General features: G+C 71.7%; 13 protein-coding genes. 3 read left to right on the forward strand and 10 right to left on the reverse strand.

What is annotated here, in order from left to right:
- Positions 1 to 5 precede the first annotated feature (5 nt).
- The 3 genes from BLS99_RS23240 to BLS99_RS23250 are packed head-to-tail and all read right to left on the reverse strand — an operon-like array spanning position 6 to position 3,569.
- Positions 6 to 1,028 carry an ABC transporter permease gene (locus BLS99_RS23240; protein WP_091054126.1) on the reverse strand — a complete coding sequence of 341 codons (1,023 nt, stop codon included), beginning with the start codon at positions 1,026 to 1,028 and terminating at the stop codon, positions 6 to 8.
- Positions 1,021 to 2,052 carry an ABC transporter permease gene (locus BLS99_RS23245; protein WP_091054127.1) on the reverse strand — a complete coding sequence of 344 codons (1,032 nt, stop codon included), beginning with the start codon at positions 2,050 to 2,052 and terminating at the stop codon, positions 1,021 to 1,023. The genes BLS99_RS23240 and BLS99_RS23245 overlap by 8 nt, the downstream gene beginning before the upstream one ends.
- A complete protein-coding gene (locus tag BLS99_RS23250; protein ID WP_091054128.1) occupies positions 2,049 to 3,569 on the reverse strand; it encodes a sugar ABC transporter ATP-binding protein in 1,521 nt (506 codons plus the stop codon). The genes BLS99_RS23245 and BLS99_RS23250 overlap by 4 nt, the downstream gene beginning before the upstream one ends.
- A 218-nt stretch (positions 3,570 to 3,787) precedes the next feature.
- On the opposite strand from BLS99_RS23250, the gene BLS99_RS23255 reads away from it, so the two are divergent.
- Complete coding sequence (locus BLS99_RS23255; protein WP_091054129.1) at positions 3,788 to 5,014, forward strand: beta-1,3-glucanase family protein; 1,227 nt, start codon at positions 3,788 to 3,790, stop codon at positions 5,012 to 5,014.
- A gap of 105 nt (positions 5,015 to 5,119) precedes the next feature.
- Here the strand turns inward: BLS99_RS23255 and BLS99_RS23260 are convergent, their stop codons facing one another.
- From BLS99_RS23260 to BLS99_RS23275, 4 genes are read right to left on the reverse strand one after another with little or no spacing between them, the layout of a single operon-like run.
- Complete coding sequence (locus tag BLS99_RS23260; protein WP_091054130.1) at positions 5,120 to 5,767, reverse strand: response regulator; 648 nt, start codon at positions 5,765 to 5,767, stop codon at positions 5,120 to 5,122.
- Complete coding sequence (locus BLS99_RS23265) at positions 5,757 to 7,013, reverse strand: sensor histidine kinase (protein WP_218126817.1); 1,257 nt, start codon at positions 7,011 to 7,013, stop codon at positions 5,757 to 5,759. Before BLS99_RS23265 ends, BLS99_RS23260 begins: the two co-directional genes overlap by 11 nt.
- Positions 7,014 to 7,015: 2 nt before the next feature.
- Complete coding sequence (locus BLS99_RS23270; protein WP_091054131.1) at positions 7,016 to 7,750, reverse strand: ABC transporter permease; 735 nt, start codon at positions 7,748 to 7,750, stop codon at positions 7,016 to 7,018.
- A gap of 53 nt (positions 7,751 to 7,803) precedes the next feature.
- Positions 7,804 to 8,712, reverse strand: a complete 909-nt coding sequence (locus tag BLS99_RS23275) for an ABC transporter ATP-binding protein (RefSeq protein WP_091054132.1) — start codon at positions 8,710 to 8,712, stop codon at positions 7,804 to 7,806.
- Between the two features lie 426 nt (positions 8,713 to 9,138).
- On the opposite strand from BLS99_RS23275, the gene BLS99_RS23280 reads away from it, so the two are divergent.
- Positions 9,139 to 9,951 (forward strand): isocitrate lyase/PEP mutase family protein, encoded by an 813-nt coding sequence (locus tag BLS99_RS23280; RefSeq protein WP_091054133.1) that lies wholly within the window; start codon positions 9,139 to 9,141, stop codon positions 9,949 to 9,951.
- 472 nt (positions 9,952 to 10,423) lie between these two features.
- On the opposite strand, the gene BLS99_RS23290 is transcribed toward BLS99_RS23280, so the two are convergent.
- The 3 genes from BLS99_RS23290 to BLS99_RS23300 all read right to left on the reverse strand — a co-directional run bounded on the left by BLS99_RS23290 (position 10,424) and on the right by BLS99_RS23300 (position 13,297).
- Positions 10,424 to 10,870, reverse strand: a complete 447-nt coding sequence (locus BLS99_RS23290; protein WP_091054135.1) for a PaaI family thioesterase — start codon at positions 10,868 to 10,870, stop codon at positions 10,424 to 10,426.
- A gap of 257 nt (positions 10,871 to 11,127) precedes the next feature.
- Positions 11,128 to 12,405, reverse strand: coding sequence for an extracellular catalytic domain type 1 short-chain-length polyhydroxyalkanoate depolymerase (locus BLS99_RS23295; protein WP_218126818.1), 1,278 nt, complete (start codon positions 12,403 to 12,405; stop codon positions 11,128 to 11,130).
- Positions 12,406 to 12,661: 256 nt separating this feature from the next.
- Positions 12,662 to 13,297, reverse strand: coding sequence for a LysE family translocator (locus BLS99_RS23300; RefSeq protein WP_091054137.1), 636 nt, complete (start codon positions 13,295 to 13,297; stop codon positions 12,662 to 12,664).
- 263 nt (positions 13,298 to 13,560) lie between these two features.
- On the opposite strand from BLS99_RS23300, the gene BLS99_RS23305 reads away from it, so the two are divergent.
- A complete protein-coding gene (locus BLS99_RS23305) occupies positions 13,561 to 15,222 on the forward strand; it encodes a sugar ABC transporter permease (protein WP_143034925.1) in 1,662 nt (553 codons plus the stop codon).
- Positions 15,223 to 15,275: the final 53 nt, after the last annotated feature.

Here is a 15,275-nt window from a genome sequence, read left to right on the forward strand (position 1 = left end):
GCCTTTCATGCGGTGCGGCCGTTGGCGGTGGGGCGGCGTCTGCGGAGTGCGGTCCGCAAGGCGACCAGGGCGTTCGGTGCGAGGACGGCGACGATGAGGAGAGAGCCGGTGACGACGGTGAGCGCCTCGGTCGAGACGTGCGCCAAGCGCAGCGCGTTCTGCACCGACACCAGCAGGACCACGGCGGCGAGCACGCCCGGCAGGGCGCCCTTGCCGCCGAAGATCGAGACGCCGCCGAGGAGCACCACGGCGATGACGGTGAGTTCGAGCCCGGCGGCGTTGTCGGCGCGCGCCGAGGAGTACCGCAGCGTCCACAGGACTCCGACGAGCCCGGCCATCGCGCCCGAGGCGACGTACAGCCAGAACTTGAGGCGGCCGACGGCGATCCCGGCGTAGGACGCGGCGACCGGGTTCGCCCCGGCGGCGTAGATCGAGCGGCCGACCGGGGTCGCGTGCAGTAGTACGCCACATATCACCGCGAGGAGCACCAGCGGGACCAGCACGTTCGGGACCGCGCTCTCGCCGATCCGCCCGAGCGTCCACCCGGTGAACGGCCGCGGCCAGTCCGCGACCGCAGTGTCCCCGAGGACCACGTACGCCAGCCCGCGGTACAGCGCGAGCGTGCCGATGGTGACCGCGAGCGACGGCAGCCCGAACCCGGTGACGAACAGGCCGTTCACCGCCCCGAGGGCCGCGCCGAGGAGCACCGCGAGCGGCATGATCGCCTCCAGCGCCATGCCGCCGTTCCACATCGCGCCCATCGCGGCGCCGGTGAGCCCCACGGTGCTCGCCACCGACAGGTCGATCTCGCCGGTGGTGACGATGAGCGTCATCGTCAGCGCCAGCAGCAGGATCGGGGCCAGGTCCAGGACGATGTACCCCGCGTTCCGCGCCGTCCCGAAGTGCTCCACCGACACCGAGGCGACGATGAGGAACCCCGCGGTGACCGCGATGATCGCCGCGTCCCATGTGGCCAGTGTCCGCGCCGCCTCGCGGAGGCGGGGGCCGGTCTTCGCCGTGTCAGTCAACGTGGGACCCCTTCCTCCGCAGGGCCCGTGCGGCCCTGACGCTTACGAGCCGGTCGAGGGCGATCGCCGCGAGGATGAGCGCGCCCACGATCGCCTGCTGCCAGAACTGGTCGATCCGCAGCACCGGCAGGGCGTTGTCGATGACGGTGAGCAGCAGCGCCCCCAGACCGGCGCCGAGCGCCGTCCCCGATCCGCCGAAGATCGCCACCCCGCCGACCACCACGGCCGCGACGACATCGAGTTCGATCCCGTACCCCGCCGAGGCGTCGACGGTCCCGAACCGGGCCGCGTACAGGACCCCGCCGAGCCCGGCGAGCGCGCCCGACAGCACGTACGCCGTCATCAGCCGCCGCCCGGCCGGCACGCCCGCGAGGCGCGCCGCCTCCGGGTTCGACCCGAGCGCGTACAGGTCCCGCCCGGCCCGGTACCGCCCCAGGAACACCCCGACCGCGGCCAGGACCAGCACGGACACCGCGAACAGGTACGGCACGCCGAGGACGTGGCCGCTCCCGAAGTCGAGGAACGCGCGCGGCAGGTCCGAGGCGTTGATGCGCGACCCGCCCGCCGCGAAGTACACGACCCCGCGCAGCACGTACAGCGTCCCGAGCGTCGCCACCAGCGGCGGAACCCGTCCGAAGTGGATGATCGCCCCGTTGAGCGCCCCGCACACCGCCCCGACCGCCAGCCCCAGCAGCAGCGCGAGGGGCACCGCCATCCCGGTGGCGCTCAACGCGCTCCCGGTCACGTACGCCGAGAGCCCGAGGACCGAGCCCACCGACAGGTCGATCCCCCGCGTCAGGACCACCACCGTCATCCCGCACGCCAGCAGCAGCGTCACCGCCGCCGCGAACAAGAGGTCCCGCACCGACTGCCCGGAGAGGAACCGCGGGTTCAGCGACGCCGTCACCCCCACCAGCACCGCGAGCGCGAGCACCAGCCCCAGCGCCCGGAACCGCAGCACCAGGTCGAGCACCGCGGAGCCGGTCGCGGTGGCCGAGTCCGACCGCGCCTCGACCGCCGTCATGCCGCCGCCTCCCGCCCGGTCGCCAGGAACATCACGGACTCCTCCGTGGCCTCGGCCCGGTCCAGCTCGCCCGCGATCCGGCCCTCGCGCATCACCAGGACCCGGTCGGCCATCCCCAGCACCTCCAGCAGCTCCGAGGACACCATGAGCACCGCGACCCCGTCCGCGGCCAGGCCTGACAGCAGCCGGTGCACCTCGGCCTTGGTGCCCACGTCGATCCCGCGCGTCGGCTCGTCGACGATGAGCACCTTCGGGTCCGTCGCGAGCCACTTCGCGAGCACGACCTTCTGCTGGTTCCCGCCCGAGAGCGTCCCGGCCGCGTCGGTGAGCCTGCCGTACTTGACGTTCAGTCGCGCGCTCCAGTCCCGCGCCGCCCGCCGCTCCGCGCCCCCCGTGAGGAATCCGAAGCGCGCCAGCGAGCGCTGGCGCGTGACCGTGGCGTTCCGCATGACCGACAGGTCGAGCAGCAGCCCCTGCTGCCGCCGGTCCTCCGGCACCAGCGCTACCCCCGCCCGGATGGCCGCCCGCGGATTTCCTTGCGGCAGTTCGCGACCGCCCACGCGCACCCGCCCGGCGTCGCGCGGCTCGATCCCGAACACCGCCTGCACGACCTCGCTGCGGCCCGCGCCCACGAGGCCCGCGAGCGCCACGATCTCCCCGGCGCGCACGGTGAACGACACGTCCCGGCACCGGCCCTCGCGGGTCACGCCCTCGACCTCCAGGACCACCTCGCCGGGCTCGACCTCCTGCTTGGGGAACATCGCGCCGAGGTCGCGCCCGACCATGCGCCGCACCAGCCGGTCCACGGTGACGTCGGCGAGGAGGTCGGTGGAGACGTGCGCGCCGTCGCGCATGACGGTGACGCGCTGGCACAGCGCCTCGACCTCGTCGAAGCGGTGGGAGATGAACAGGACGGCCGCGCCGTCCTCGCGCAGCGCCCGCACGACCCCGAACAGCCGCTCGACCTCGACCCCCGACAGGGCGGCGGTCGGCTCGTCCATGACCAGGACGCGAGCGTGCCGCGAGAGGGCCTTGGCGATCTCGACGAGCTGCTGGTCGGCGATCGACAGGCCCTTGGCGGGCCGGTCGGGGTCGAGGGGGACGCCGAGGCGCGCGAAGAGCGCGGCGGCGTCGCGGCGCATGGCGGCGCGGTCGATGAGGCCGAAGCGGCCCTTGGGCTGGCGCCCGATGAACAGGTTCTCGGCGACGGTGAGGTCGCCGAACAGCGCCGGCTCCTGGTAGATCACGGCGATCCCGGCGGCCATCGCGGCGGCGGTGTCGGCGAACGCGACCGGCTCGCCGTCGAGTGCCACCGTCCCGGCGTCGGGGCGGTGCAGTCCCGCCAGGACTTTGATCAATGTGGACTTCCCGGCGCCGTTCTCGCCAACGAGCGCATGGACTTCGCCGGCGTAGAGGTCCAGGTCGGCGCCGCGCAGCGCCCGGACGGCGCCGAAGGACTTGGCGACGCCCCGCAGTGACGCGACGGGCGGGGGAGCGGGATCGGGGAGAGCGGACAAGAGGCCCCCAAGGAATGAATCGTTTCAATACATCGATCTAATCGGTAGCCTACAAACCCCAAGGCCCACAGGTCAATACCCCCGCCGCTCACCATTCGTGCTGAAAGCGCTTCACTGCGTGCGGCAAGCGTTTCGAGATGATTCGCCCCTTTGATTCGTTAACAAACCATGTTAATGTCTGCGAATTCCTCGATATCCGAACCTTCGGAGGTACCTCGATGGTCTCCCGCAGAACCATGATCACCCTGACCGCGGCCGCAGGCGCCGTCGCCGCCAGCTCACCGTGGTGGCGCACCTTCGCCACCCCGGAAGCCGAAGCGGCCCCCGCCACCTGCGAACTCGCGCTCGCCAACGACACCGACACGGCCAACGTCCACGCCTACGTCACCGGCCGCGAGTTCGGCACCGACCGCATGATGCTCCTGCGCGGCGGCGGCCAGGGCCCGTACTACATCCAGCAGCCCGGCGGCACCAACACGCCGCTCCCCGTCGACTGCGCGATCCCGCTCAACGCCCCCGGCGCGGCCCCGGCCGTGGTCACCCTGCCGCGCATGTACGGCGCCCGCGTCTACTTCGTGCGCGAGTCCAAACTCGACTTCTACGTCAACCCGGGCCCCGCGCTCGTCGAACCCGCGCTCCACAACCCCGCCGACTCGAACTACGGCAAGATCGTCTCGTTCTGCGAGTTCACCTTCAACGACGTGCAGCTCTTCGTCAACGTCAGCTACGTCGACCTCGTCACCGCGCTCCCGATCGGCCTGCGCCTCCAAGGCGACGGCGACCACTCGGTGGCCGCCCTCGACAACGGGGCCGTCGCCTCGATCGCCGCCGACCTCGAAGCCCAGGCCGCCGCCGACGGCCAGCCGTGGGACACGCTCGTCATGCGCGGCGGCGACGGCCGGATCCTCCGCGTCGTCTCCCCGCAGAACGTCATGGCGCCCTACTTCGGGCAGCCGAACATGCCGTTCGCGAACTACTGGACCGGCTACGCCGACCAGGTCTGGAACCACTACCGCAGCAACGACCTCCGCATCGACCTCCAGGGCGGGCGGGGCGTCATCACCGGCCGGGTCCAGGGCGACACGCTCGTCTTCAACGACGGGTCCACCTTCTCCAAACCGAACTCGCAGGACGTCTTCACCTGCAACCACGGGCCGTTCACCAACAACCCGTCCGACAACGACTCGAAGAAGGCCGCGCTCGCGCGCCTCGCCGCCGCGTTCAACCGCAGCACCGTCCACAGCCACGCCGACCAGCCCAACGGGCCCGCGGTCGGCGACTTCTACGCGCACGACGTCACCAACCACTACGCGCGCGCCGTCCACGACAACTCGCCGATCGGCTACGCGTTCCCCTACGACGACGTCACCCCCGACGGCGTCCCCGACCAGTCCGGCGTCGCCTTCGACGGCAACCCGACCCGCCTGACGCTCACCGTCACCTGACCGACCCCCTGGGGAGGAGGAACCGCCCGGCCGGAGACCGCGCACAGCGAGAGAGCGCTCTCTGGCCGGGCGGGCCGCCCACTCCAACGGACCCGCCCCCGAACCTCAACGCCCCCTGGGCTGCAGCAGACCCCGCTCGTACGCCACGGCCACCGCCGCCGCCCGGTCGTTGACCTCCAGCTTCGCGTACACGTGCATCAGGTGCGTCTTCACCGTCGCCTCGCTGATGAACAGCTCCGCCGCCGTCTCCCGGTTCCCGCGCCCCTTCGCGATGAGCGACAGCACCTCCAGCTCCCGCTCGCTCAGCGGCCCGGCCGCCGCGGGCCGGCGCACCTGCGCCATGAGCACCGACGCCACCGACGGCGCCAGCACCGTCCCGCCCTCGTGCGCGGCCCGGATCGCCCGCCGCAGCTCGTCCGGCGACGCGTCCTTGAGCAGGTACCCGCTCGCCCCCGCCTCGATCGCCGGCAGCACATCGGAATCGGTGTCGTACGTGGTCAGCACCAGCACCCGGGCCGAGGCGCCCAACGACGCCAGCTCCCGGATCGCCGTCACCCCGTCGGTCCCCGGCATCCGCAGGTCCATGAGCACCACGTCCGGCTCCAGCGCGAGCGCCCGGTCCACGGCCTCGCGGCCGTCGGACGCCTCGCCCACCACCTCGATGTCGCCGCCGCTCGCGAACATCCCGCGCAGGCCGTCGCGCACCACCGGATGGTCGTCGGCGATCAGCACCCGGATCGGCTCAGGCGGCATCGGGCACCCCCTGCACCGCGGGCACGATCGCCGAGACCACCGTGCCGCGGCCCGGCTCCGACTCGATCGACAGGCTCCCCGCCAGGCGGGTCACGCGCTGGCGCATCGCGGCCAGGCCGTATCCGCCCTTCACGCCCTGCTTCGTCCTGCCGGGCGTGAACCCGACCCCGTCGTCGCGCACGTCCAACGCCAACTCGTCCTCCATATAGGAAAGTGTGATGCCGACCCGGCCCGCCCCGGCGTGCTTGGCCGCGTTGGTGAGCGCCTCCTGCGTCACCCGCAGCAGCGTCACCTCCACCTCCGGGTGCATCGGCCGGGCCTCGCCCGTCGTCACCAGCTCCACCGGGACCTCATGGGCCGCAGACCACTTCGCCGAGACCTCCGCGAGCGCCTCCGGGAGCTGCGCGGTGTCGAGGGTCGGCGGCCCGATCGCCTGGACGGTGCGCCGCGCCTCGGCCAGGCTCTCCCGCGCCAGGTCCACCGCGCTGTCGAGGTGGCGGCGGCGCTGGACCTCGTCGTCCGTGGCGTCCACGGCCTGGAGCTGCGCGATGATCCCCGCGAGGCCCTGCGCGACGGTGTCGTGGATCTCGCGGGCCATGCGCTGGCGCTCGTCGAGGACGCCGGCCTCGCGGGCCTGCGTCAGGAGCTGCATGTGGAGGCCCGCGTTCTCCTGGAGCGCGGCCTCGCGGGCGGCGAACGCCTCCTCGCGCTGGGTCCGGAGCCGCTCCATCCGGTCGTTCATGACGAAACCGAGGCTGATCGCGGCGGTCTGGATGACTACGATCACCGCGTACACGGCGACGCCCTCGGCGGTCGGCTCCTCGGCCACAGTGGAGTTCACCACCAGCGAGGTCGCGCAGATCCCCAGGACCACCGCCCACAGGGGACGCAGCAGGCCGGCGTGGAAGAAGCCGGTGATCACGAAGATGAAGTACAGCATGTCGAAGCGCATGAGCACGAAGCCGAGCACGGTGAGGCCGGCGAAGTACACGGTCATGCGGACCAGGGGGACCGGCGGCTCCGCCGACATGCGGGTGAACCCGAAGTACACCCAGAGCGCGGCCGCGGCCGACAGGACCGCCGAAGCGGTCCTGTCGGCCGGGCCGAGGTCGGAGATGAGGGCGCTCAGCGCGGTGGCGACGGCGAGGGTCAGGTACGGGACCACGTCCATGAACCGGCCGTAGAAGCCGAAGACCTTGGACTGGCGTTCACGCACCTCGGCCACGGCCTGAGCGGACCCTGTCATCACTACTCCCACTTGAACATTCGGGCCGCACCGGCACCGGCCGCCAGGGCGACCGCGGCCAGGACCAGGAGCTGCACGACGTCGGGGGCGTCGCCGTTCCAGGTGTCCAGCAGCGACTGCACGCCCGGCGGCACGTAGTCGCCGATGCGGGCGACGGCCTCGGGGAGCATGAACCGGGGGAGGTACACGCCGCCGAAGAACATGACCGTCATGAACAGGACGGTCGCGATCCCGGAGGCCGCGCGGGCGGTGGGCGCCACGGCCGCCACCAGCATACCCAGGGCGAAGACCGCCCCGATCCCGAGCACGAACGCGACGGCGAACCCGAAGGGGTTGCCCGGCAGCGGGACGTCGAAGACGAGGCGGCCGGAGACGACCACCAGGACGGTGGCGACCAGTGCGGCGAGCAGGTTCACGATGAGCTGCGCGGCGAGGAGCTTCACGGGATGCACGGGGGTGGTCTGCATGCGGCGCAGGATGCCCTGCTCGCGGTAGCCGGCCATGACGGCCGGGAGGCTGGTGAGGCCGATGACCGCGACCGACATGACGATCACCGACGGCGCGAAGTAGTCGATGAAGCGGACCCCGTCCATGTCCGGCGAGGGCTCGCGCAGGATCGGGACGGCGCCGAGACCGATGAGGAGCACGGCGGGGAGGAGCAGGCCGAGGGTGAACGAGACGGGGTCGCGGACGAAGAGCCGCATCTCGGTCTGGACGAGTTTCAGGAGCGCTGACATCGGGGGACTTCCTTTGCGTTCGCGGGAGTTGGCGGGGGAGTGGTCGCGGGGCTTCAGTTCTCGATGGACTTGCCGGTGAGGGCCACGAACGCGTCGTCCAGGCTCACCTGTTCGACGCGGAGGTCCGCGGCCACGATCTGGTTGCGGGCCAGGACCGACGCCACCGCCTGGAGCAGGTTCTCGCTCCCGGAGACGATGACCTGGGCGCCGTTGCGCTCGACCGCGGCGACCTCGGGGAGGTCGAGCAGCAGGGCGTCGGCGAACTCCGCGGAGGGGCGGAAGCGGACGCGCTGCTCGGCGCTGACGCGGGCGGTGAGGCCGGCGGGGGTGTCGACGGCGACGACCTTGCCGGAGTCGATGACCGCGAGGCGGTCGCACAGGCGCTCGGCCTCGTCCATGAAGTGGGTGACCAGGATGATCGTGACGCCCGAGTCGCGGACCTGCTCGATCAGCTCCCAGGTGTCGCGGCGGGCCTGCGGGTCGAGACCGGTGGTGAGCTCGTCGAGGACCGCCACGCGGGGGTTGCCGATGAGCGCGAGCGCGATGGAGAGGCGCTGCTGCTGGCCGCCGGAGAGCTTCCCGTAGGGGGTCTTCACCCTGGCGCCCAGGCCGAGTGAGTCGATGAGCTTGGCGGGATCGGCCGGGTTGCGGTAGAAGGACCGGTAGAGGTCCAGGGCCTCGCCGACGCGGAGCCGGTCGGGGAGGCGGCTCTCCTGGAGCTGGATGCCGAGGACCTGCTTGAGCTCCTTGGCGTCCCGGTGGGGGTCGAGGCCCATGACCGAGACCGTCCCGGAGTCGGGGGTGCGCAGGCCCTCGGTGCACTCGACGGTCGTGGTCTTGCCCGCGCCGTTCGGACCGAGGATGCCGAAGATCTCCCCTTCGTCCACAGTGAACGACACGCCGTCGACGGCCTTCTGGGTTCCGTAGTGCTTGACCAGGTCCTTGACCTCGATGATCGCCATGGTGGCCTCCTTGCTTCGTGTGAGACAAGATTCGCAAGGATCGGACCGCGGGGCATCGGCCGCGAAGCTGAAGGCGCGGTTGATCATCGCGATCAACCGATCGGTTGATGCGGTCAGCCGGGGCGTATAGGGAGATATATCGATGCCGAGGTTGGACCGGCCGTGCCACGGTCCGTGGAGCGCTCTGCCGGGTGCCGCAGCGCGAAGCGCTGCGGCACCCGACAGGAGAGGCGGCAGGAGCGGGGAGCGAATGCCCGCGACGGGTCCCGCATCAGGCTTGTGCCCGACCCCGGGACCGGCCCGGTGATAGCCGACGACCCGAGCACGGTCGCGATCCAAGTCCCGATTCCAGTCCTGATCTGCGGTCGGACGGTGGTGTCGAATTCTGGCCAGACATAAAGCGACACCGCTGGTTTGATTACGGGCATGACGAACGACAAGGCCGCGCGGTTCCGCGCCCTCCACACCACCACTCCGCCGCTGCTCCTGCCGAACTGCTGGGACGCCGGCAGTGCGGCTGTCATCGCCGATGCGGGCGCCGCCGCGATCGCCACCACCAGCGCGGGCGTCGCCTGGAGCCTCGGGCGACCCGACGGGGACCACCTCGACCGCGATGCGGCCGTGGGCGTGGTCGAGCGCGTCGTGCGCGCGGTCGACGTGCCGGTCACCGCCGACATCGAGTCCGGGTTCGGCCGGACCCCGAAGGGGGTCCGCAAGACCCTCGCGGCGGTCGCCTCGGCGGGCGCCGTCGGCGTGAACATCGAGGACTCAATCGCCGACCAGCCCGGTTCGCTCCGCCCGCTGACCGACCAGGCCGAGCGCTTGGCCGCCGCTCGTGAAGGGGCGGGCGCCGACCTGTTCATCAACGCCCGCATCGACATCTACCTCGCGGGCATCGGCGAGCCCGAGACCCGCCTTGCCGCCACGATCGAACGCGCCGCCGCCTACACCGAGGCGGGCGTCGACGGTATCTTCGTGCCCGGAGTCACCGACCCCGAGACGATCACCGCCCTGGTCAACGCGATCAGCCTGCCGCTCAACATCATGGCCGGCCCCGGAGCCCCCGCGCCCTCCGCGCTGGCAAAGCTCGGCGTCTCCCGAATCAGCCTCGGCCCCGGCCTCGCCGCAGCGGCCTACGCGGCGGCCCGCCGCGCCACGACCACCCTCCTCGAATCCGACTCCTACGACGCAGGAGACGGCGGCGTCGACTTCGGCACCATGCAGACCCTCCTGAAGTAACGCAACACGCCATGGCCGGTGGCATGTCACATGTGACATGCCACCGGCCACGGCGCGATCCCGAAACGGCACCATCGCTCGGCGAGGGCGGCGAGGGCGGCGAGGGCGGCGAGGGCGGCGAGGGCGGCGAGGGCGGCGAGGGCGGCGAGGGCGGCGAGGGCGGCGGTCGTATTCGAGCGGAACTCACCGTGGAACGGGCTTTCCCCGCTCCACGATCTGCTGGCATCGAAGTGTCGGACCCGAGGCGCACGATTACATCGGGGGCGCCTGCGAATGTCCGATTTGCAAAGACGCGCCGTGACGCTCCCGAAAGCCAACGCCGCGAGGCGCGAGAATTCCGTGCAGCCCACGCGTTTTGCAAGGTAAGTCCGCAACCGCTCGAATGTCATACCGACCGGGCACTGTTGATCCGGGGGTGCCTGCGGATGTCTGAAATGCGTAGAACCGCCGAGACGCTCCCGATGCGCCGCCCTCAAGCCTCGGGGGCGTCGCGGATCATGCAGGTGAGGCGGCCGGTGCAGATTCTCCGGTCCTCCTCGTCGCTGATGATGATCTCGTAGGTCGCGGTCGAGCGGCCGCGGTGGATCGGGGTGGCGATGCCGGTGACCGTGCCGGAGCGGGCCGCGCGGTGGTGCGTCACGTTGAGGTCCACGCCGACCGCGATGCGGCCGGGCCCGGCGTGGAGCATCGCACCGATCGACCCCAGCGTCTCGGCTATCACCGCCGAAGCCCCGCCGTGGAGCAGCCCGTACGGCTGCCGGTTCCCCTCCACCGCCATCCGCGCCACCACCCGCTCGGGCGCCGCCTCGACCACGTCGATGCCCATGCGCGAGCCCAGTTCCCCTGCGGAGAACAGCTTCTCAAGGTCCATCCCCACACCGGCGAACCGGTCGAGGACCTCGGGCGGAAACTCGGTCATGTCCGGCGGCTCCAATCGTGTCCCGCGGCCCGGCGGCATCGCCGAGCCGACCGCGCCGGGCCTTCTGGGCCGACGCGCCAGGACAGTTTAGGACGGGAGCCGGACCCCGCGGGCCTGTCGTCCGCACTGGGTCACACGCTTCTCCGGTTTCCCGCGTTCCTCAGTTTCCCGGGTCACCGGTCCGACCGGCCGGACTGGACGCGTTCGGGTGCCGGGCCGCAGTGCGGCCCGGCACCCGAACGCGTCGGGGGTGTGAATCAAGCAGGTGTGCAGGTCACCGCCGGTGTCGCCGACGATCCGCTGCCGATGAAGCCCCACGCGGAGGTCTTCGTCTGGCCCGCCGCGACCGTGCCGTTCCAGTCGACATCCGTTGCCGTGACAGACGATCCGCTGGTCGTGACCGTCGCGTTCCAGTGGCTGGAGATCGCCTGCCCGCCCGGCCAGGTCCACGTCAGCCGCCACCCGGAGATGGCCGCCGCGCCCGCCGTCACGTCGACGTTCGCCTGCCAGCCGGAGTTCCATGAACTCACGACCTTGATCACGGCCGAGCACCCGCCGGTCGGCCCGCCCGTGGGCGTCGTGACCGGGTCGGTCGGCGAGGTCGTCGGGTCCACATCGGTGTCGTACCCGAAGAACTCCAGCGCCTTCGAGGCCATCCCCCACACGTACAGGTTGTGCCCGACCCCCTGGAGGCTGATCGCCTCGACCGCCGGCTGGGAACCGGTGCCGCCGTAGCGGGTCCGGTTCCAGTTCGCCTGCGGCGTGTCCGAGAGGTCCGGGGTCTGGTCGGTGCCGTGGACGTTAGTCCACTGGTCGATCTGCTCCTGGAAGTTCTGGTAGTACAGCGTCGTGTCCCCGGTGCCGTGCCAGATCTGCATCCGCGGCCACTCGCCCGTGTACCCGGCGTTCACCGCCCGGACCGCGTCGCCCCACTGGGCCGGCGTCCGGTTGATCTGCCCGTTCGAGCACTGCGAGTTCCACTCCGAGCCGTCGGTCGTGGCGAAGCACGTGAACGGCACGCCCGAGAACGACGCCCCCGCCTCGAACAGGTCCGGGTAGTTCGCCAGCATCACGTTGGTCATCATCGCGCCCGACGAGACGCCGGTCGAGTACACCTCGTCCTCGTTCACGTCGTAGTTCGCGAACACCCAGTCGATCATCGACTTGATGCCCACCGAGTCCGAGCCGGTCCCGTTCAGCGACGCCTGGGACGACACGTCCCAGCACTTGCTCGACCGCGTCACCGACGGGTACAGCACGATGAACCCGTACTGGTCGGCGAGCTGCGCCCACTCGGTGCCCGAGTAGAACGCCGGACCCGAGCCGGTGCAGTAGTGGATGCCGACGACCAGGGCCGGTTCGGGATCGACGTCGTCCGGGACGTACAGGTACATCTGGAGGTTGCTCGGGTTCGTCCCGAAGCCGGTGATCTCGGTGAGGCTCGCCGCGCTGGCGGGCCGGGGCGCCATGACCGCGACGAGCGCGACCGCGGCGACGACGACCGCGGCCGCCGCCGCGATCAGTCCTCTTCGCATGCGGGGGAGGATGAGTGTGGACATGGAGACCTCTCTGGACGCTGCCGGGGGCGTCGTTGCGGTCCTCGGAGCGGGCCGCGCGAGCCGGAGGAGATGATGGGGATCGCGGTGAGGGTCCACACACCATACATCTATGTTCATCGATGTGCAAGCGCTCCCAAAGCGCCCTGGGCCGGTACCGGAAAGCGCGAGGCCGCCCGGCGCGTCGGCGTCGGGAACGGCCGAGCCGCCCGCGCCGGGCGGCTCGGAGCACCGGTCAGGCGCGCTCGCCAGCCGCGGCGGCGATGCCCAGGCCGATCAGGGCGGTGCCGCCCGTGTTGGCGAGGATGCGCTTGGGGCGCGGGCGGCGGAAGACGTCGCGCGCGGCCGAGGCCACCAGGCCCCACACCGAGTCGCACGCCGCCGCGAGGACCGCGAACGTGCCACCGAGGACGAGCATCTGCACCGTCGCCGAGCCCGAGGCCGGGTCCACGAACTGCGGCAGGATCGCCAGGAAGAACAGGATCGACTTCGGGTTGAGCAGCCCCACCAGGAAGCCCTCCGCCACGGTCGCGAGCGTCCGCTTCGGCGCCGCCGGCTCGTCGTCGGCCGGCCCCATCAGGCCCTTCCGGTCCCGGAGCGCCTTGACGCCCAGGTAGACCAGGTACGCCGCGCCCGCGTACTTCACGATCGCGAACGCCAGCGCCGACTCGCTGATCAGCGCCCCCAGCCCCACCGCCGCGAGCGCCGACGCGCAGAACGTCCCGGCCGCGTTCCCCCACGCGGTGAGCACCGCCTGCCGCCGACCGTAGATGAGCGCCCGGCTGATGGTGAACATGACCGAGGGCCCCGGGATGAGGATCAGGACGAGCGAGGCGGCGACGAACGCCAGGAAGTGCGCGGTATCCGACATGACCCGATCAAAGCACCCGGGCGGCGCGGCGCGCAACGCGATTGCGGTACGTGGGAGTCACCACAGCAATCGATTGCCCTTCTCGACTCCGATGCCGCGTCGGCGGCAATGCGGTCACAGTGCGGGCTCCGAATCGACTTCCCAGTTCACATGCGTCAAACGAGTCCCAATAGGAGTCTCTTGTAGTCGCCACCGCGCGATTCGCCCCGGAGTCCGCGTGATACAGAGTTCTCCTACATCCCTCATCATCCGCAGGAGCCCCCATGGCCCTTCCCCCGGGAGCGGGGACGCCGCCCCCCGACGACGCCACCCTCTCGTTCCAGCAGGTGCAGCCGCGCTGGCCGCTGCCGCCTCCGCCGGCCACGCAGTTCCCGCCGCCGCCCCAAGTGCAGCCACGCAGCGACGCGGCCCGCGGGGCGGGCGGTTTCACACTGCTGTTGATCCCATTGGCCGCCTTGGTGATCGCGTACGTGCTGCCGACGATCCGGACGGTGCAGCTGAGCACGCAGGCGGGCATCGGCCTCGACGGGCTCGATGATGTCGGTGGTGCGAACTACGATCGGATCGCCGAGGAAGGACTGTTCTGGGACGGGGTCGCACACCTCCTGGGACCGACCGGACTGCTGGTCCTCGGCGGGGCCGTCATCGCGCCGATGCTCGCGCTCCTGATCCACCGGGCCGGGCCCGCCGTCCGCGCGGTGTCCCGCGTGGCCTGGACGCTCGCGGCGCTCTCGTTCGCGCCCGCGGCCTTGACCACCGCGTGGCTCATCGAGCGCGTCGTCAGCGAGCGCGACACCGAGGCGACGGTCTACGACTGGCCGCTGCTCGTCTCCGGCGTCGTCATCGGCACCGGCGTCCTGGCCTGCCTCGCGGCCCTGCGCGGGGAGGGCAGGCGGACCGGCGCGCTCGCGGCGACCGCGGGCCTGACCGCGATCGCGCTGGCCGCCGTCGCGCTCCAGACGTTCGCGTACGGCACGATCAGCGGCCTGCCCGCCGAGGCGCCCGTGCCGCTGCGGCAGGTCTTCGAAGGCGTGCGCACCGGCCTCGACGTCGGCCTCGGCACCGCGAAGTCCGTGCTGCTCCTGGTGATCCTCGCGGTCCTCGGGATCGGCGCGGCGGTCCTCTTCGCCGCCGCGCGCGTGCGCATCGACGCCGAACCGGAGCCGACCGAGCCGGCCTCGGCCCGCGCGGCCGCCGCGATCCCCGCACTCGCGGTGCTCCTCATCGCGCTCGCGGCCGTCGGCTACTTCCTGCTGCCGTGGCTCACCCGCATCGGCGAGGGCGCCGCCCAGCCCGTCGACCAGTGGTTCCTCATCCGCCGCACCTGGGGCCCGCCGCTGGTCACCACCGGCATCGCCCTCCTCGCGGCCGCGGCCGGCGGCTTCGCGGTCGGGGCGCTGCGGCCCCTGGGCGACGCCTCGCGCTGGCTCCTGCTGCCGTTCGCGCCCTGGCTGTTCGTGGGCACCGGCCCCCTCGCGGCCGCGCACCTCCAGGCGGTCGCCGACGAGGGGGAGTGGGTCGTCATCGGCTCGTTCCCGCCCCGCGCGTGGATCGCGATCCCGCTGCTGTTCCTGTTCACGGCCCTGTGCTGGGGCCTGGAGGACCGCCGCCGCGCCGCCGTCGAGCACGGGGTCCCGCGGGGGGCGGCGAAGGGCGCGTTCCTCAAGGCCGCCCTGCCGTTCGCGCTCCTGGCCGCGATGGTCCTGCTCCTGGTCCACGTGCAGGACCTGTTCTGGAGCCAGCTCACCTACCAGGACATGCTCAGCTCCGGCGTCATGGTCCACGCCCTGGCGAACCTGGAGTTCGAGGACTCGGGCGTCGGGTACGGGTTCCCGCTCCCGGTCCTCATCCCGTACGCGCTGGCCGCGGTCGCCCTCGCGGTCTGGTACCTGCCGCGCCTGGCCGTGCGCACCGGGCGGCCGTAGAAACGCGGAACGGGGGCCGGCTTGCCTCGGCCCCCGCTTCGTGCGTTCGGTTC

Source organism: Glycomyces sambucus, from assembly GCF_900102815.1.
GTDB classification, from domain to species: Bacteria; Actinomycetota; Actinomycetes; order Mycobacteriales; family Micromonosporaceae; genus Glycomyces; species Glycomyces sambucus.